At 47.7% G+C, this 17,401-nt stretch carries 20 protein-coding genes; 13 read left to right on the forward strand and 7 right to left on the reverse strand.

Annotation, left to right across the window (positions count from 1 at the left end):
• The first annotated feature begins 82 nt into the window (after nucleotides 1-82).
• From QUB68_RS25505 to QUB68_RS25540, 8 genes are all read left to right on the forward strand, one after another.
• Nucleotides 83-1,078 (forward strand): energy-coupling factor transporter transmembrane component T family protein, encoded by a 996-nt coding sequence (locus QUB68_RS25505; RefSeq protein WP_332997700.1) that lies wholly within the window; start codon nucleotides 83-85, stop codon nucleotides 1,076-1,078.
• A 46-nt stretch (nucleotides 1,079-1,124) separates the two neighbouring features.
• Nucleotides 1,125-1,331, forward strand: coding sequence for a hypothetical protein (locus tag QUB68_RS25510; protein WP_332997702.1), 207 nt, complete (start codon nucleotides 1,125-1,127; stop codon nucleotides 1,329-1,331).
• A 132-nt stretch (nucleotides 1,332-1,463) separates the two neighbouring features.
• Nucleotides 1,464-1,892 (forward strand): holo-ACP synthase, encoded by a 429-nt coding sequence (gene acpS, locus QUB68_RS25515; RefSeq protein WP_332997704.1) that lies wholly within the window; start codon nucleotides 1,464-1,466, stop codon nucleotides 1,890-1,892.
• A 74-nt stretch (nucleotides 1,893-1,966) separates the two neighbouring features.
• Nucleotides 1,967-2,236 (forward strand): transcriptional coactivator PipX, encoded by a 270-nt coding sequence (gene pipX / locus QUB68_RS25520; RefSeq protein WP_332997705.1) that lies wholly within the window; start codon nucleotides 1,967-1,969, stop codon nucleotides 2,234-2,236.
• 100 nt (nucleotides 2,237-2,336) lie between these two features.
• The gene (locus tag QUB68_RS25525) at nucleotides 2,337-3,002 is read left to right on the forward strand and encodes a YggS family pyridoxal phosphate-dependent enzyme (protein WP_332997707.1); all 666 of its coding nucleotides are present in this window, start codon (nucleotides 2,337-2,339) and stop codon (nucleotides 3,000-3,002) included.
• Between the two features lie 117 nt (nucleotides 3,003-3,119).
• A complete protein-coding gene (locus QUB68_RS25530) occupies nucleotides 3,120-3,737 on the forward strand; it encodes a cell division protein SepF (RefSeq protein WP_332997709.1) in 618 nt (205 codons plus the stop codon).
• A gap of 246 nt (nucleotides 3,738-3,983) precedes the next feature.
• Nucleotides 3,984-4,829, forward strand: a complete 846-nt coding sequence (proC, locus tag QUB68_RS25535; protein ID WP_332997747.1) for a pyrroline-5-carboxylate reductase — start codon at nucleotides 3,984-3,986, stop codon at nucleotides 4,827-4,829.
• Between the two features lie 11 nt (nucleotides 4,830-4,840).
• Complete coding sequence (locus tag QUB68_RS25540; protein WP_332997711.1) at nucleotides 4,841-5,452, forward strand: Uma2 family endonuclease; 612 nt, start codon at nucleotides 4,841-4,843, stop codon at nucleotides 5,450-5,452.
• 70 nt (nucleotides 5,453-5,522) lie between these two features.
• Here the strand turns inward: QUB68_RS25540 and QUB68_RS25545 are convergent, their stop codons facing one another.
• On the reverse strand, nucleotides 5,523-5,750 hold the full coding sequence (locus tag QUB68_RS25545) for a hypothetical protein (RefSeq protein WP_332997713.1): 228 nt from the start codon (nucleotides 5,748-5,750) through the stop codon (nucleotides 5,523-5,525).
• 239 nt (nucleotides 5,751-5,989) lie between these two features.
• Here QUB68_RS25545 and QUB68_RS25550 point away from each other — a divergent pair, with 239 nt between their 5' ends.
• On the forward strand, nucleotides 5,990-6,316 hold the full coding sequence (locus QUB68_RS25550) for a hypothetical protein (RefSeq protein ID WP_332997714.1): 327 nt from the start codon (nucleotides 5,990-5,992) through the stop codon (nucleotides 6,314-6,316).
• Nucleotides 6,317-6,412: 96 nt separating this feature from the next.
• Here QUB68_RS25550 and QUB68_RS25555 read toward each other — a convergent pair whose 3' ends face one another.
• A complete protein-coding gene (locus tag QUB68_RS25555) occupies nucleotides 6,413-11,131 on the reverse strand; it encodes a DUF4347 domain-containing protein (protein WP_332997715.1) in 4,719 nt (1,572 codons plus the stop codon).
• Between the two features lie 729 nt (nucleotides 11,132-11,860).
• Between QUB68_RS25555 and QUB68_RS25560 the strand changes: the two genes are divergently transcribed.
• Nucleotides 11,861-12,073: a hypothetical protein gene (locus QUB68_RS25560; RefSeq protein ID WP_332997716.1), complete on the forward strand. Its 213-nt coding sequence runs from the start codon at nucleotides 11,861-11,863 to the stop codon at nucleotides 12,071-12,073.
• Complete coding sequence (locus tag QUB68_RS25565) at nucleotides 12,074-12,343, forward strand: hypothetical protein (protein WP_332997717.1); 270 nt, start codon at nucleotides 12,074-12,076, stop codon at nucleotides 12,341-12,343.
• A 160-nt stretch (nucleotides 12,344-12,503) separates the two neighbouring features.
• Here QUB68_RS25565 and plsY read toward each other — a convergent pair whose 3' ends face one another.
• The 5 genes from plsY to QUB68_RS25590 all read right to left on the reverse strand — a co-directional run bounded on the left by plsY (nucleotide 12,504) and on the right by QUB68_RS25590 (nucleotide 16,192).
• The gene (gene plsY, locus QUB68_RS25570; RefSeq protein WP_332997719.1) at nucleotides 12,504-13,184 is read right to left on the reverse strand and encodes a glycerol-3-phosphate 1-O-acyltransferase PlsY; all 681 of its coding nucleotides are present in this window, start codon (nucleotides 13,182-13,184) and stop codon (nucleotides 12,504-12,506) included.
• A gap of 94 nt (nucleotides 13,185-13,278) precedes the next feature.
• Nucleotides 13,279-13,443, reverse strand: a complete 165-nt coding sequence (locus QUB68_RS25575; RefSeq protein ID WP_332997720.1) for a hypothetical protein — start codon at nucleotides 13,441-13,443, stop codon at nucleotides 13,279-13,281.
• Nucleotides 13,444-13,561: 118 nt separating this feature from the next.
• A complete protein-coding gene (locus QUB68_RS25580) occupies nucleotides 13,562-14,881 on the reverse strand; it encodes a DUF3086 domain-containing protein (protein WP_332997721.1) in 1,320 nt (439 codons plus the stop codon).
• 60 nt (nucleotides 14,882-14,941) lie between these two features.
• Entirely contained in the window at nucleotides 14,942-15,334 is a 393-nt protein-coding gene (locus QUB68_RS25585; RefSeq protein WP_332997723.1) for a DUF3119 family protein, read from the reverse strand.
• 63 nt (nucleotides 15,335-15,397) lie between these two features.
• The gene (locus QUB68_RS25590) at nucleotides 15,398-16,192 is read right to left on the reverse strand and encodes an MlaE family lipid ABC transporter permease subunit (RefSeq protein WP_332997724.1); all 795 of its coding nucleotides are present in this window, start codon (nucleotides 16,190-16,192) and stop codon (nucleotides 15,398-15,400) included.
• Nucleotides 16,193-16,377: 185 nt separating this feature from the next.
• Between QUB68_RS25590 and QUB68_RS25595 the strand changes: the two genes are divergently transcribed.
• Nucleotides 16,378-16,665: a hypothetical protein gene (locus QUB68_RS25595; protein ID WP_332997725.1), complete on the forward strand. Its 288-nt coding sequence runs from the start codon at nucleotides 16,378-16,380 to the stop codon at nucleotides 16,663-16,665.
• Between the two features lie 252 nt (nucleotides 16,666-16,917).
• Nucleotides 16,918-17,358 carry an Hsp20/alpha crystallin family protein gene (locus QUB68_RS25600; RefSeq protein ID WP_332997727.1) on the forward strand — a complete coding sequence of 147 codons (441 nt, stop codon included), beginning with the start codon at nucleotides 16,918-16,920 and terminating at the stop codon, nucleotides 17,356-17,358.
• The last annotated feature ends 43 nt before the right edge of the window (nucleotides 17,359-17,401 follow it).

Consider the following 17,401-nt stretch of genomic DNA (forward strand, 5'->3'; position numbering starts at 1 on the left):
CTTTCTTTCTTTTCTCTTGCTTCGCGTACTGCGTCTTCGCGGTTCAATAAATTGATATTCTTAAAAATCTAAAATCGACAAAATGGATTTATTGCGATCGCTCCCCATAGGACTTTACTTAGAACAACCCGTAACCTGGCTGCACAGGCTAGACTCCCGCGTCAAACTAGCTTGGTTGATGACATTTCTGATCGCGCCCATACTCGCCAATCCCGTCTGGCGGTTGATGCTAGTAGCAATGTTAATCGTACTGACACTAAGCGCAGCCATTCCCTTCCGCGTGTGGAAGCAGCAAATGGGACTGCTTCTGCTATTCTGCTTTTTAGTATTTTGCCTCAGCGCGATCGCCCCCGACGCACTTCCCTCAGAACACCAGCCCCGCATCCCCGCCGACGAATTAACCTTTTCCCAACAGCCCGCAACCCTTCCACCCCCTCAAAAGCCCAAACCCTGGTACCAACCTTTTAACATAGGCTCAAACTCCCCAACCCAAAATCCCCAATCCCCAATCCCAAATAAACGGAACCAACCCACAAACTACAGTTACGTTGTATTCAAGCAAGGCCCGATTAAAATCACCCGCAAATCCATAGATATAGCTATCAACGTCAGCACCCTATTTTTCACAGTAATTTACAGCACCAACCTCTACCTCCTCACCACAGCCAGCGAAGAAATCACCGCCGCCATCGAAAACTTAATGCAGCCGCTGCGCCGCTTGCACTGGCCTGTCACCGAAATAGCACTAACATTAACCTTATCTTTGCGGTTTATTCCCCTAGTATTGGAAGAAATACAAAATTTAGTGCGATCGGTCAGCACTAGAGCCATAAACTGGAAAAAACTCGGATTTCGTCGCGCCGCTCAAGTTTGGTTGACGATCGCAGAGCGGCTGTTAGAAAACTTGCTGTTGCGAGCCGAACAAATTGCTAGCGCCATGAAAGTTCGCGGCTTCACCAGTCCCGATCGACACCGTGTAGAATGGCACTCCTTGCACTTCAAAATGCGAGATTGGATCGCCCTCGGCTGCTTGATCCTGCTCTGGAGCGCCCGCTTGGTTTGGGGTTGGGACACTTGACAGCTTTTCAGTTGACAGTTGACAGTTGACAGTTGACAGTTGACAGTTGACAGCTTGCAAGGGAGAAGGGTTGACAGTTGACAGCTTGCCCGATGATCGCAAGGGAGAAGGGTTGACAGCTTGCCCTCCGATCGCAGTCGAAGGGTTGACAGTTGCACAGTACGGGAATCAAACCATTTATGCTTGGCGGCTATCGGCCACCCATCAAAGCAAAACTGATGCCAGTTTCCAACAACAATCCAGGTGTAGGTAGACTCCAAAGCCATATCCAGTAAGTCATCCCCAACTCTTCAATTCTTCAATCTCAAATCTCAAATGGTATGAGATACTTCGACGCGACAGTCCTGCTAAAGTAATAGAGACAAATATTTAGAACTCCAAGACTTTGAACATCTATCTCGGGACAGATATTGTATACGTTCCCCGCATTCAAGCCGCATTAGACCGCTTTGGCGATCGCTTCCTCCAAAAAGTTTACACGCCGGCCGAGCAAAGAGACTGCGGGCAACTAAATTCTCAAGACAGGAACATTAAAGGTAAAATGAATCGAGTTTCCAGCAACCAACTAGCGGGGCGGTGGGCAGCCAAGGAAGCTGTTGTCAAAGCTTTAGGCACGGGATGGCGGGGAATACGGTATGCAGATGTGGAAATTCGGCGCTCCGAAAACGGTGCTCCAAACGTGCAACTGCACGGAACCGCAGCAGCACAAGCATCTTTTTGGGGAAATTGCCAATGGCAATTGAGCCTCAGCCACGACGGAGACTATTGTATGGCTACGGCGATCGCCCTTTGCACCCCGCCTGAGAACAACTAACCCGCAGGCGATCGAGCGAAACTCAAATCTAAAATCTAAATCTATAATCTAAAATCGATCGATTGTGAGTGTGAATGACTACCGAAACCTACCTGAATCATCCAAACTTTGGCCTCCTCTTCAGGATATCCCAGGTTGAAGACAGCCAAGAATTATTTACCACCCTATACGCCCAGCGCCTATTTTTCTTAGTAACAAACGGCCCTGGCGGCCTGAGATTTGAGCCCATCAGCCGCTCAGACGCTCGCCTCATGGTCGAAATTCGCCTGCGAACCCTCCGTCGCAGCGGTCAATATCACGAGTACGACCAATTGCAGGCCGTTCACAAGCGCACTTTTCAGTAGCGAAAATTAGTAATCGGTAATTCGTAATCCGTAATTGGTAATTTGGTAATTGGTAACTGTCTTAATTTTCCTTCCCTCCAGTTGCCAGAATTGAGTACCTATGACCATTGCCTCTCGAATTAACAGCATTCGCCAACAGTTGCCGGAATCAGTGCGGTTAATCGCCGTTACCAAACAGGTACCGACTGAGGCTATCCGGGAAGCATACGACGGCGGTATCCGAGATTTTGGCGAGAGCAAAGTTCAAGAGACTGCCGAAAAACAAAGCCAACTGCAAGATTTGCCGGATATCAACTGGCACTTGATCGGTCACTTACAAGCCAACAAAGCAGCCTTGGCCCTAGAGTATTTCCAGTGGATTCATTCTGTGGACAGCTTAAAACTGGCGGCGAGGCTCTCACGCCTAGCAGGCGAAATGTCCCGCTCTCCCCAAGTTTGCCTGCAAGTCAAAATGTTGCCCGACCCCGACAAATACGGCTGGAGCGTCCCAGAACTGCTCGCCGACCTCCCCGAACTCAACAAATGTGAGCATATCAAAATTCAAGGTTTGATGACAATACCTCCGCTGGGGTTAGATGACTCGCAAATTCTAGAATTGTTTAACAGCACCCGCGAACTTGCTGACAAAATCCAGCAGCAAAATTTGCCCCGCATTCAAATGCAGCAGCTCTCGATGGGGATGTCGGGAGATTATCATTTGGCAATTCAAGCAGGTGCTACTATGGTACGCGTCGGACAAACCTTATTTGGCTCTAGGAGGGGATAAATTGTTGAAATCTTCTGATAAGGACAAATTAGGTTAAATATAAAGTAGTTAGCGACCCGCGGCTAACCCGCAACGCGAGTATAGTCGGGGCAGTACAGTCGTGAAGGAGCTTAAAAGGTGAGCATTTTTTCTAAGCTACGAGATTTTGTAGGCTTCAACAACGAGCCTGAGTACGATTACGAATACGACGAAGCGGAAGGAGAGCGTTTTCAAACCGTCTACCAACCGCCCGAACCGAACGCCGCTGCTGCCGCCGCAGCAGAAGAAGAACGCCGCAATCGCAGAATGCGCGATCGGTCAGTAGTAGGATCGACAGGTACGGATGTTGTTGCACCAACCGGGGGAGTAGGGTCAGTAATGAATAACGTGATTGGAATGCCTGGAGCTATGAACGGGATTTCGGAAGTAGTAGTGATGGAGCCGCGCACTTTTGAAGAGATGCCGGCAGCAATTCGAGCTCTCAAAGAACGCAAGTCTGTGGTTTTGAACCTGACTGTGATGGACCCAGACCAAGCGCAAAGAGCTGTGGACTTTGTGGCGGGCGGTACTTATGCCCTTGACGGTCATCAAGAGCGTATTGGCGAAAGCATTTTCTTGTTTACTCCTAGCTGCGTGCAGGTGAGAACTCAGTCTGGTGTGGTTCACGAAGTGCCCCCAGCCCAAGGACGACCCCGCGCTGCTGCTGCTCCTGCACCCACAGTCTGGCCGGCAGAACAAGCTCAATTGGCTCAGTAATCTGTTGACTGTTGACTGTTGACTGTTGACTGTTGGCAGTTGGCAGTTGGCAGTTGGCAGTTGGCAGTTGACCAATAACAATAGGACTAAGACAAAAAAAATGTCTGCTATCGGTAGTTGGCAAGGTGCGCAATGCGCACCCTACATATAGAGTGTGTACGTCCAGTACCGAAGTAATAACCAATAACCAATAACCAATAACCAATAACCAATAACTAATAACTAATAACTAATAACTAATAACTAATAACTATGATAAAATTTGGTACGATCGGCGGCGGGGTAATGGGAGAAGCTCTCCTATCCCGCCTCATAGCACAGAAAGTTTATTTGCCTTCAGAAATATTGGTGAGCGATCCGCAACCCCAACGGCGCGAATTTTTGACGGAAACCTACGGAATCGGAACCACAGCCAGCAATCTAGAAGTTGCTGCCGCTACAGAAGTGCTGTTTTTGGCGATTAAACCGCAAGTTTTTGAGAAAGTAGCTTTGGAATTGGCTGTGGCGACCGATCGCAAACAAGGAAATAATGGAGAAACGGCTGATTCCCAGCCATTGGCGGTGATAGTGTCGATTTTGGCAGGAGTTCCCCTCAGCAAGCTCGAACCGGCTTTCCCGGGGCGAGGAGTGCTGCGGGTGATGCCGAATACTCCGGCAACGGTGGGCGCGGGAATGAGCGCGATCGCCCCAGGGAAACTCGTGCAACCGGCTGATTTAGAATTAGTCAAGCGGATGTTTCAGGCCGTGGGAGAAGTCGTAGAAGTGCCTGAAAGTATGCTAGATGCGGTGACAGGCCTTTCCGGTTCCGGCCCGGGTTATGTAGCAGTTTTGATCGAAGCATTGACAGATGGCGGAGTTTGTGCTGGTTTGCCGCGGGCGATCGCCTCCCAATTAGCCCTGCAAACAGTATTCGGTACGGCAAAGCTATTGCAAGAAACGGGAATGCACCCAGCAGAATTAAAAGATCGAGTGACAAGTCCCGGCGGTACAACTATTGCCGGAATTGCTACATTAGAGAGTAACGGCTTTCGATCGGCTTTGATTGAAGCAGTGAAAGCAGCTTGTTTGCGCTCTCAAGAATTAGGAAAATAGGTGTTAGTGCCATGCTGACTTTAAAATTAGATTTAAGTCCGTGGATCGAGTTAACAGACGATCAGTTTTACGAACTGTGCCAACATCACCGCGATTATAAATTTGAACGGAATGCCAAAGGAGAACTGCTGATGGTTCCACCGACGGGAGGAGAAACGGGAAATCGCAATATGGATTTATCCTATCAACTTCAATCCTGGAGTCGCCGCAATCCAAATTTAGGAATTGCTTTTGATTCTTCTACTTGCTTTAAACTGCCAAACGGTGCCAATCGCTCTCCCGATGCTTCTTGGGTAAAACGCGAAAAATGGGAAGCTTTAACTGCCGAAGAAAGAAGAAAATTTCCGCCGCTGTGTCCTGATTTTGTTGTGGAATTGCGTGAAGCGAAGCTATCCCGTAGGGAATCGCCCACTGATTCTATCAAAGAAACGCGAGAAAAAATGCAGGAATATCGGGAAAATGGCGCTTGTTTGGGGTGGTTGATTGACCCGCAAACCCGGAGTGTGGAGATTTATAGGAGCGATCGAGAAATAGAAATATTGCAGTCTCCTGTTACGCTGTCAGGGGAAGATGTTTTGCCCGGATTTGTGCTGGAACTAAGGCCAGTTATTGGGATTAATTGAAAAGCTGTCTGACCGTATATTATACGGTAAAAAATTTTGACTTTTTTGTACGCGAGGCAACGGCGCGTTATTACTCGGGTTCGAGGTTCTCTTTTGCCTGGTTTGCTCTGAGCCGATGGTTTACCAAACGTTTGTTGCTCTGCTCGGTATAGGCTGCAAAACCTAACACCCAGAGCATCCTGTGTAATTCCGCTTGTTTCCAGCCCTCGTCTTTCGCTAATTCTTGCATTTGTTCTAAAAGCGGAGCAGGCACGGAAAAATCTATGCGCACCATTTTCGGAGCATCAATTTCGGGCATTTTCAATATTCCACATTCATATATTGCTTATCCTACAAGGATTTAGGGACTACTAAGTCCTTTTGGATTCCCGGTGGCACATAAAATCACCTTCTAAGGGTTTACCAAGGGACTCAGAAGGGGTATAATTAACAAAATCATGCGATCGCAACTAAATACAACAGATCGCGCCGCGCTGAGGATCTAGACCATCCTCGGCGCGACTAACCCCCTAATACAAGTAGGAGACTCAAATTATCATGACAAACTTTGGCATAGGTTGGGAAACTACACCAAGTTTTCCGCCACAATTGGTTTATTCGCAAACTCTGGGTTTTGTGCCTAAATCCGGCGATACTTTGCCGTCGGTCATTCCTGGTGTCGATAGCTTGCCACCTTGCTCTGATGGCTACGAACTGGTGAGAGTAGTGATTTTTGGCTCGAACTACGGCATTAACTATACCATCCGTTGGCTTTGGGGGCTTAATTTCGCTCAAATCTCCGAATGGAGTTTCCCCATACCTGCGCCCGGTTCTAGCGAAATGATGAGCATCGTCACCAAGCGGATTCCGCGCTTGTCGAACTAACCGATCCAAGCCGTCTTTACTCTGGTCTGACGAACTTAGTAGATGTAGGGTGCTTATGGCGCACCCTAAATGTAGAATACCTTCGTCCGGGACTGTCTAAGCTATGTTGAAATTGGCAGCACTTATCGAGCTGGCAGACACTCCATTGAGAGAGGCTAAAATTTCACCTGTTGCTGACAAACGGATGAAAGTTGAAGTATTTTCTTGAGTAATTGACAATTGTGCAAAAGTGAGATTGTTACCCAATACTAACAAGTCTTTACCAACTTCAAAGTCAGTAATAGTATCAGTACCGGCATTGGTAGCAAGCAAGAATTTATCATTGCCATTACCTCCCGTCAAAATATCACTTCCCAAACCGCCAGTTAGTAAATCATCACCCTTACCTCCTAGCAGAATATCGTTACCATCACCGCCATTCAAAATGTCGGCACCGCGACTGCCAAACAAGGCATCATTACCGCTACCTCCCAGCATAATATCATTACCTTTGCCTCCGAAAAGAGAGTCATTTCCGATCGCACCGTCGAGGTAATCATTGCCCCTCATGCCCATCAAAACATCATTTCCGCTGCCGCCAGTCAGGATATCGTCGTCATTTGTACCAAGAATGCGATCGGGCGAATTGCTGCCCAAATCCGCGTCACCGGTAACAACAGGAACCGCAAGCCCAGGCGCAGGCGAGGTTGCGTCTTGAATTTTGCTGTCTAAAGCAGCACCAGTATTCTCAGCAACTAACTGGGAAATTGGCTTGCTTCCCGCACCAACTGCTTTAAAGTCTTGAGTAGTTGCGCCCAAAGCTACTTTTTGGACGCGGGCGACTGCTTCAGGAATCGATGTTCCTGTTGTACTGGAGACAGCGGCATCAATGCGTTGATTTGCTGTTGCCATTACAGTCGCAGCTTGCGAGGCAAGTTGGGTGAAGTTTTGACCGTTAAAACTGGGGTCAACTTGCTTAATTCTACTGACAGATTGCTGAATTATTGGTTCTAAATCTGCTGCATTGCTGAGGTTTAAAACTGTACTGGATTGAATTCGACTCGTAATTGAACTGACGACAGCCTTGACAATATCCTTAGTCAATGCACCAGAAGCACCGTCAATCAAAGCGCTAGTTTGAGTGATGACGTTTTGGACTTTCACCATTGCGGATAAAACTTGGACTCCCCCTGGCTGGTTGTTGTTGGTTGCCTTGATGGGATCTAAGCTAATTAGGTCAACATTAGCGGGGATGGCAAGGGCGGTTTTGACTAAAGATTGTGCTTCTTCTGATGTAACTCCTTTGTCGATTAAATCAGCAACTAAACTGGTTAAAAGGGTGACAACAGTAGCATCTGGTGGTGCGGTAACTGGTGTTTCTAGCGGTAAACCCGTGGCGGTATCGGTGCCACCTATGGCAACTAAATTGCCTTCTTCAGGGTCAATTTCCCCGTTTTGATTTTTGTCGAAAATGTCAGAGGGGAGATTCAGCTCGAATTCACCATTAGGGGTAGTTGTGGCAGACGGTTCATTAGCATCGAGTATGCCGTTTTTGTTGGCATCAAAGAAGATAGTAGCACCAGCAATGTAATTGTCAATCACAAAACCGCCGAAATTGTAACTCTTGAACGGGATTATCTCGCTAACACTGGCACCTGATGAATCCGTTCCTGTGATCTTCATCCAGTAGTTAAATTTCTTCGGGCGAGTTTCGCCTATCTTAATAGTGCGAGTTTCGGGATTGAAAGTTAACCATGAGGGGAGAGGAATTTCCGGAAAACTTGACTTATCGATTAGTTTATTATAGCGACTGCCGTTGAGATCGGTTTCCGAACGGTACGCAGACCGATTCAAAGCATTGTAATCTGCCAGACAGATCGTATAGTTAATACGATCGCCCGGATCGGGGTCAGTATCGGTATTTGCAGCGAGGGTAAACTCATTGGCAGTTTTAGAACCTCTTTGTTGCGACAAGACAGAACGATTTACCAATGGCGGGCGGTTATCCGTTGGCGTCGGCGTTGGTGGTATGGGCGTTGGCGTTGGTGGCGTTGGTGGCGTTGGTGGCGTTGGTGGTATGGGCGTTGGCGTTGGTGGCGTTGGTGGTATGGGCGTTGGCGTTGGTGGTATGGGCGTTGGCGTTGGTGGCGTTGGTGGTATGGGCGTTGGCGTTGGTGGCGTTGGTGGCGTTGGTGGCGGTGTTGGCGGAGTCGGCAGTGTAGGTGGTTCTGGTGTCGGTGTCGGTGTTGGTGTCGGTGCAGTGTAATTAATAATAGTCGTGGTAGCAGTATCAGCAGTAATTATCGGTGTTACCGCTGCGACGCCTGTGGGATTTGACAAGGTGACGGTAATAGTTTCATCAGGTTCAACTACGGTATCGCCCAACACATCCAGAGTAATGGTTTTCGATGTTTCACCTGTCACAAAATTAATCGTGCCAGCAGGAGTTCGTGCCCCAGAAGTGCCGCCGATGTTGTTATAATCCGTGACGTTGGTAGCAGTTCCGGCGATCGCATATTTGACGCTACTTGCCCCGTTAGTGACGTTGCTGCGAGTCACAGTGAAAGTTAGAGGTTTTTTGCCGCTACTGCCTTCGTCAATGCTGGCAGTATCGGTGGCAATGGCATAAGCAACAGAAACCTGATCGGCAATAGTTAGTGTGGTTTGTTTTGTGGGGCCGGGAATCGCACCTGTAATTGTGCCCAAGTTTAAAATTGCGGTTTCGGCGTTTTCTGGGATACTGTCTGGCTTGATTGTAAATGCAATATTCTTGGTGAGTGCGGCACCTGTTGTACCTGCGGGGAATGTAATCGAAGTAGGGGAAAAGGTGTAGTCTAAATTTTGGGTGGCTGTGCTAGTGGGGTCGAGGAGAATTGGGACAACTACATCGTTTAAGGGAATGCCACCGGTGATCTTGACGGGAATATTAACTACTGTGTCTGTTGTTCCTTCCACGCTGCTGTAAGTGGCGGCACCGAAATTAACTGTATTCGATGTATTCAGCAGAACTGAGACATTGTTAGAAGTGCCGTTCGTAGTAGCTAAATCCAACTTGCCGTCAGCATTAAAATCTGCCGCAGCTATACGATTTCCCCCGAGAGTCTCCAGGTTACTAAAGTTGCTGAGATTAGCAAATTTACCCGTACCATCTCCTAACAAGACTGAAACCTTGTTCCCGCCGGTAGGCATGGCTAAATCGAGTTTGCCGTCGCCGTTAAAGTCGCCTGCAACCAGAGAAAAGACACGACTTGCGACAGCAAAGTTGGTAGCATTACCAAAATTACCCGTACCATCTCCCAAGAAGACTGAGACATTCTCAGAAATGTCGTTACTTGCGGCGAGATCGAGTTTGCCATCACCATTAAAGTCGCCTGTGGCGACAAAGTGATTCTCTCTCCCAACAAGATTACCCGCGCTAAGGTTAACGGGGGAGTTAAAGCTGCCATTACCATCTCCTAAGAAAACGGAGATGTTGTCAGTTACTTCATTGTTCGACGTGACTAAATCGAGTTTGCCGTCGCCGTTAAAGTCGGCTGTGGCAACAGTAAACTTTGGTTTGTTTGTATTAATTGGAACGGGAGTACCAAAGCTACCAGTACCAGATCCGAAAAGTATTGAAATTGTTGAAAAGTTGCTGCCAAACCTCGGGGCTGTGGCTAAATCTAACTTGCCATCTCCGTTGAAGTCGCCGGCTGCGATCGAGCTATGATGCATATTTAAAGCGAAGTTGGTAGGATTACCAAAACTGCCAGTACCTGTGCCCAGCCGGATGGAAACGAAACCGGGGTCAGAACCACCAGGATTACTCGCTACAGCTAAATCGAGTTTGCCGTCTCCATTAAAGTCGCGCACTGCAACGCCAAAGGGATTCTCGTTACCTGGGTCAAATAAGGTGGTAGCAGTACCAAAGCTGCCCGTAGTACCCGTCCCCAACAATATGGAAATATTGGAGCCCCTGTTGACCACGGCTAAGTCTAGGAAACCGTCGCCGTTCAAGTCGCCCGTATCCATGTCACTAGGATTCCCGCCGACACTATAGTTCCTCGCTTCACTGAAGGTGGAGAGAACATGGCTGTATGCTGCTAGAACTTCGGGCCGAAATGCTAAAGAGGCTGCTATTTTCCCGGTTGTCACTTCTAGTTCCCAGTCGCCGCCTTTTGCTGCACTTCCGGTGAGGTTTTTGGAGGCGGCAACGTTGGTATTTGTGAGTTGGGCGATGCGCTGAATGAAGGTGAAACCGTCTACTGTTTGTTCATTATCGATCGCACATTCATTAATGTCACTTGGGGCTTTTTCGTGGGGGAGGGCGGGTTTATGTAACCTGTCTGTTACCTTTAAGGCTGTTCGCGAACCCGCCCCTACAGGATGATTGAAAATTGTGCAAGATTTCGGTTTCAACTGAGATGTTGCACCATTCTCAAGAACGGGCAAGATGCCTGTTCCACAAGAAGATTGATTTTTTGTGGAACGGGCAAGATGCCCGTTCCTAAATAGCTTTGCGACATTGCAACCGTAAATCAGAATGTCCGAACCAGGAGTTAAAGCACTCTTCCACTGCCGCAATTTTTCGGAATAAGTTTCCAGATTATCTTGAGAAAATCTGCCATTACCCAGTTGCAAACTTCCCGGACTGCCGTGAGAAACTATGTGAATGCTGTCTATATTGGTGCGAAGAGCTAAAATTTCAGTAATTTGGTCGATCGCATCCCGGTTCCCATCCAAAACCACTACTTCCGTACCCGGTGTTACCCCGGCAATCAAACTTTGATAATCTGCAACTTGAGAATCGATAAAGGCGATCGCACTTCCTGAAACTTGACAATTAAAGTTTGGCATCACAGCACCTATTCCTGATTGAACAATAGTGAAAAATTGTTGCATCAACCATAACAGTTGATTGCATAAAAGTCTGTAAAGATTTGCTAAAGATGTATTGCTACATAATCCCTCGATCGAATCGATCGGTTTGTCCGCAGATCCGCCGGGGTTGGTTTGGATATTGCGGCACAGTATTTACGGTTAATTATTGCGAATTTGGAGGTGAACCCACTTTACAGCCTATTGAGAATGCTGCAAGATTTCAGCTCGATCGCACTTTCTACCGTATTTTTATTAAATCAGGTGGCTATTTGAGAACGTGAGTGAGTTCTCATCGACTTCTCATCGACTTTTCATTAGACCTTTCCCATACTTAGGTTTTTGTCCAAGTAGGGCAAGGCGTAATACTAGATCCGCGTTAAATACCCCATTTGTAATTAACCGCAGAGTGCGCAGAGATTACAGAGAGAGGGAGAGACAATCGAGACGATAGTCAACCCGGATGTGGTATATCGCCGCCCCAGATGGCACATTCAAATAATAATTTAGATACATCCCGATATCCCGATCGCGCTTGCCAAAATCCCGATCGCCGCGCCCAATCCCATCATTAAATGCAGTTATTTTACTAACAAATACGCTGTAACTAACTGTAAGGTGCGCACTGCACACCTACATTTCCTACATTTCCGAAATAGTGACGTACAAAAAAAAATAAGAGTTGAGTTCAATGGAGAACTACCGCCAATGCCAGAACAGTTAGAAGAAAGAATCGCCCTCTTAGTAGCTGAAGTTGGTCGCCTCAAAGACAAAGTAGAGAGTAACTCGTTTTCTAAACCTTGGTGGGAAAGAATTGCTGGAACATTTGCTGACAATCCTGCCTATAATGAGGCGATGCAGTTGGCTCGGGAGTATCGCGAGTCTCTGCGCTTAAATTCTACCGAGCAGTCAGAAGATTAAATGTATATTTTCGATACGGATCATCTCAGTGTTTTAGATCGCGGAGGGGTAGCAGCACAACCTCTGCTTCAAAGATTAGCAAACATCAATCCAGCTCAAGTAGCAAGAAGCATTATCAGCTACGAAGAGCAGATGCGAGGATGGTTGAGTTATGCAGCCAAAGCACAGAGTATTGAACAGCAAGTTGAGGCGTACAAGCAGCTAAAGCGCCAACTTATGAATTATTGCGTTATTCCCATTCTTGACTTTGATAGGGAAGCCGTGCAATAATTTCAGCGCTTAAAAAAATTGCACCCAAGACTGGGCGCAATGGATTTGAAAATTGCTTCAGTTGCGCTAGTTAATCCAGCAGTTTTGTTGATGACCAGAAATAGTCGCGATTTTGGACAAATAGGGGGTTTATTTATCGAAAATTGGACATAGCAATTTATCACTCGCTAGCTGCTGTTTCCAATTTATGTCCAATTTTGGGTTCAGTACCGTTCAAAAGACGCTGAATGTTGCTGCGGTGCCGCACAATCACAAACACGCCGCCCGCAAGTCCAAACAATACATAAGCCAGCGGTTGATGTAAAGCAAACATCAATCCAGAAACGCTAACTGCTCCGATAATCGAGCTCAAAGAAACAATTCGCGACAGTGCAAAAACTATCCCGAAAATTCCCAAAGTTCCCAAACCAACTGGCCAGTACAAACCGAGCAAAACTCCCAAACTTGTCGCCACAGATTTACCGCCGGTAAACCCCAGCCAGATAGATTTGCTGTGTCCCAAAACAGCAAACAAACCTGCTAAAGTTGCCATCCACGGGATGATAGTTGCAGTATTTTCTAAACCTGCGGAGGTTGCTAGCTGGGTGGTAAACTCTAGAGAGTAGATGTAGCGGATTAGGACGATCGCACCTACGCCCTTCAACACGTCAACCAGCAACACCGCCAACCCCGGCCACTTCCCCAAAGTTCTCAGTACATTAGTCGCGCCAGTCGAACCCGAACCCACTTCGCGAATATCAATTCCCAGCATCCATTTCCCCAAGGCGTACCCAGTCGGAATCGAGCCCAGCAAGTAAGCTGCTATTAAAAGTGCGCCATTTAAAACTATCCAGCTAGCCATGTTTTAATTTGAGATTTCGTGTACTTTTACAATTTGCAAGCTTTCCTCTTGAATAATTAGCAATTAGCAATTAAGTAGGTGGTACAAATAAACATTAGATGGGGAGGAGAGGAGAGGAGAGGGCGGGTTTTGCCTTCACAAAGAGGGCGGGTTTTGCCTTCATAAAGAGGGCGGGTTTTGCCTTCATAAATAGGGCGGGTTTTGCCTTCATAAATAGGGCGGGTTTTGCCTTCATAAATAGGGCGGGTTTTGCCTTCATACAGTCGATTGTTTCATAGATTATTCGCTAAACCCGCCCCTACCAGATATTGTGTGTTTTTTTTCGCCTCTCCAATTACCAATTACCAATTACCAATTACCAATTACCAATTACTAATTCAAAAATCCTTAGCAGTCATCAAAGTTTGCGGATCGGGAGCAAAGGCCAGCCACAGCGGAAATTGTAGCATTGACAAACTAATTAAATCCTCAGTTTCATCGATCGCAATTAACGGCAACTTGCCATCTTTCACCAGTCGATCGGCTTTTTGAGCCAAAGCCTCCGCAGACTCAAACATAATAATGCCGTTTTCCGGGCCAAAATCGCTGCGAGTAATCCCCAAACAATCCTGCAAACCCCGGCGCCACTCACCCAAACGTTCGGGGCTGTTCGCGAGCACCAAAGTCCGCACCCGTCCGCCGTAGACACTTCTGAGTACAGAAATAATCGTCGAAGTAATCAAGATATTTTGCAACCGCGAACCCATACTCCGCAAAGCGCCCCTTCCTCCTTGGGTGAAAAACCAATTAGAGACTCGTTCCGCGTGGATGGGTTCAAAGGTGCGGCGGATCTGCCAGGGCGGGCCGTAATAGTCGGGAAGAGTGCGATATTGGTCGAGAATGCGGCGAATTTGTTTGGCTTGTTCTTGAAATCCCTGTTCGGCAAATCTGGGATTTACCGCTGCTGAGGATGGAGACTCGTCAGCAGAAATTTGCTTTGCTGTTTCTTGTACCGGCGGAGTCAAATCTAAGAGTTCGGCGGTAGCGGCTAAATCCTGCAAACTGCCGACTAGATAGTCTTTGAAACCCTGGACTCGAATTGCCAAATCTTGGGAAACGCCGGCAAAAGTGGTTCGCATTTCCTTTTGAATTCGATCGCGCCGGCGTTCGAGTTTTTCTACTTCAATTTGTAGTGCTTGTTTGCGAGTATCTAATTGAATCAAGCCGTCTTGTACCAAACGCCCGATCGATGTTTGAGCCTCGCCCAACGCTTCTTGGGCCTTGGCTTTGTCTGCTTCCAGGGCGGCAATTCTTGCAGTCAAATCTTGTTCTTGCTGCTGCAATGCTTTGACTCTATCTGCCAATTTTTCGGTAAGATTTTCTGGGACGGGCGTTACCGTTGCGGAGATTGCTGTTGGCTGCGAGTCTGTTTCCGGCGAACTTTGATCGATCGCACTTTCAGATTCGCGATCGTCTGTTTCTGACCCAATTTGGGCGATCGCGCCTGCTGCGTCCACAAATCGGGCAATTTGGGCATCTTCCTCGTCCAGCGCATCTGTTTCGGGCAGGATTTGGGCTTGGGGAGCGTTTTGGGCGATCGGCAATTCCGGTGTTTGAGATGGCAACTGGTAGTCCATCTCATTCACGGGTAAAGTTGGTGCGCCGTCAGCGGCTGGTTGTGATTCGGGTTTTTGGGTGGGAAATTCGTCTGAATTCATGAGAAATTTGGTTCGGCGTGGGGCACAGAAGAAGTTAAAAATTAAAAATTAACAACTTGTTTAGTCTTGACGGGGACAGCGCTGTTCTAAGCAGGTCTGTAGCATTTTACGATCGAACAGAACCGGCAGAAAGTGAATGCTGTTAATTTCTTTGAAATAGAACAAAATCGGCACAGCGGGCCAAAATATCCGCCAATTTTGCCATTGTCGGAAAGGAAATTGGCGGATCAACTTGGACGATCGATAAATATCCAAATCGGTTAGGGTGAATTGTAGCCGGATGGTGGCAGCTTGGTACATCAGAAACAAGCCGAACAGCGCCAGGGGCAAACTCACCCACTTCTGCACGAACAGCAGCGGTACAGCAGTAAGTACCAGCACTAGGGGAATCGCAAAACTCGGGGCGAGCTCGATCGTATCTGTGGGCGTAGTCGCAGAGGCAGTTGTAGTCACGGGTTTAAATCAGGGGTAGTAAAGTAATGTTGCCAATTATTTATATTTTATCCGTTTCCTAGCTTACAAGCCTTTGAGTACGCTAGAGCCCGTGCCCTGAAACATCAGCCAAGTCATCAAAAAGTTAACAATAAAAATCGCCAGCAAAGCCGTCACCACCGCCGTAGTAGTCGATTGTCCGACACCTTTTGCGCCGCCGGTGGTGGTCAAACCCCAGCTAGTACCGATTACAGCAATCAAACCACCAAACACAAAAGCCTTAATTGCCGCGCTGCAAATATCCCACAGAGTCAGGAAATGGCGGACTGATTCTAAAAACACGGTTTGAGATACGCCGTACATTGTCGTCGCAATCAGCAGTCCGCCGGCGATGCCCGTGACGAGGGACAATATTGTCAGAATTGGCAGCATCAAGCAGCAGGCAATGACGCGGGGAATTACTAAATAGTCGATCGGGTCTGTTCTGAGCATCAGCATGGCATCTATCTGCTCTGTGACCTGCATTGTCCCGATTTCCGCCGCAAAAGCCGAACCTACCCGTCCCGTCACGATCACGGCTGTTAAGACGGGGCCGAGTTCGCGAGTCAAAGACAAAGCCAAAACACCACCCACGACATTGCCGGCACCGAGGTTAATAAACTCCCTCGCTACCTGAATCGTAAATACCATACCGACAAAACCCGCCGTCAGCAAAGCAATCAGCAGAGATTCTGGCCCGACTGCTGCCATTTGGTCGAGGGTGTTGCGACGGTGAATTTTGCGAGTCAGTAAGTGCAGCATGACTTGGCCGCCCAATAAAATTGCTGCAAACAAGCGCTGACTCCACAAACTGAGGCTCGATGGTGTAGTGGTGCTCAAGGAATTTCGACTGTAGAACAACTGCAAAAAATGAAATCAATCTACAAATCTTAAACAAGTTTCTTCTCTAAGATTTAAGATTTTTGACAGAACTGGCCACGGAGGGCGATCGCTGCCTATCGTAGAAAAGGACAAGTTTTGTTTGCTTGCACCTTTCGGCAGTTTAGCTGAATTTACCAACTCTTATGAGCATCTTTCCTAATTTTCTGCGCTCTGTACTGCTGACGGGCCTGTTGAGCTTTGTCGCTCCCATATTGTTAATCGGCGCGGGATTGACTAGCTTTTCGTTGATCGGTCTCGTGCCTGCTCTCCAGGGAGTTGGTCGTTCTGGAGAAGACCAGATTTTGCAGTTCTTAGCTACTTTCGGCAGCGGCTGTCCCCTCCAGGGTTTTTTGGTGATCGGCCTAACTTTTGGTTTGGTGGGTGCTTTGTTTGATACCTACGCTTCTTTTGGGCACTCACGATGGAGTTAACCAACCGTAGCATTTTAGATTTTAGATGGGAATTGCGCAATTCCCATCTAAAATCTAAAATTGCTCGGTTCGGGTTGGATCGGATACCCGCCCCTTTTGATTTTACAATACCGATCGCGAATGTTCGGAAATGCGATCGGCCTTTTTGCGGAAAACCGAATCCCCCAGTTTCGGGAGCTGGAATATATTAAATACAGGTTGAGTCAAGTGTTTCTCAACCTCTAAAAACTTAAGAGATTCGAGGTATCAGTTATGGCACTTATTCGTTGGGAACCTTTGCGGGAGATGGACTCCTTGCAGCGAGAAATGAATCGGTTGTTTGATAGCTTGACGCCGGCAACCGATCGCGCATCTAACGGTGTGGCTTTTGTACCCCCCGCCGAACTCGATGAAACTCCCGAAGCCATCCACCTTAAGTTAGAAATTCCGGGCATGGAAGCTAAGGATTTGGACGTACAAGTCACCGCAGAAGCTGTTGCGATCAGTGGTGAACGGCGATCGGAAACTAAGACAGAAGAGAAAGGTATGACTCGCTCTGAGTTCCGCTACGGTTCGTTTCGCCGGGTGATTCCCCTACCCGCACGGGTTCAGAATGACAGCGTAGAAGCTGAGTACAAAAATGGGGTTTTGCACCTGAATTTGCCTAAAGCGGAAGCGGAAAAGAACCGCGTAGTAAAAGTTCAACTCGGCTAATAAATAACTGTTGGCTAATTGCTGATAGGGCGTGCGGTGCGCG

The organism is Microcoleus sp. A006_D1, from assembly GCF_036702805.1.
Lineage (GTDB): Bacteria > Cyanobacteriota > Cyanobacteriia > Cyanobacteriales > Microcoleaceae > Microcoleus.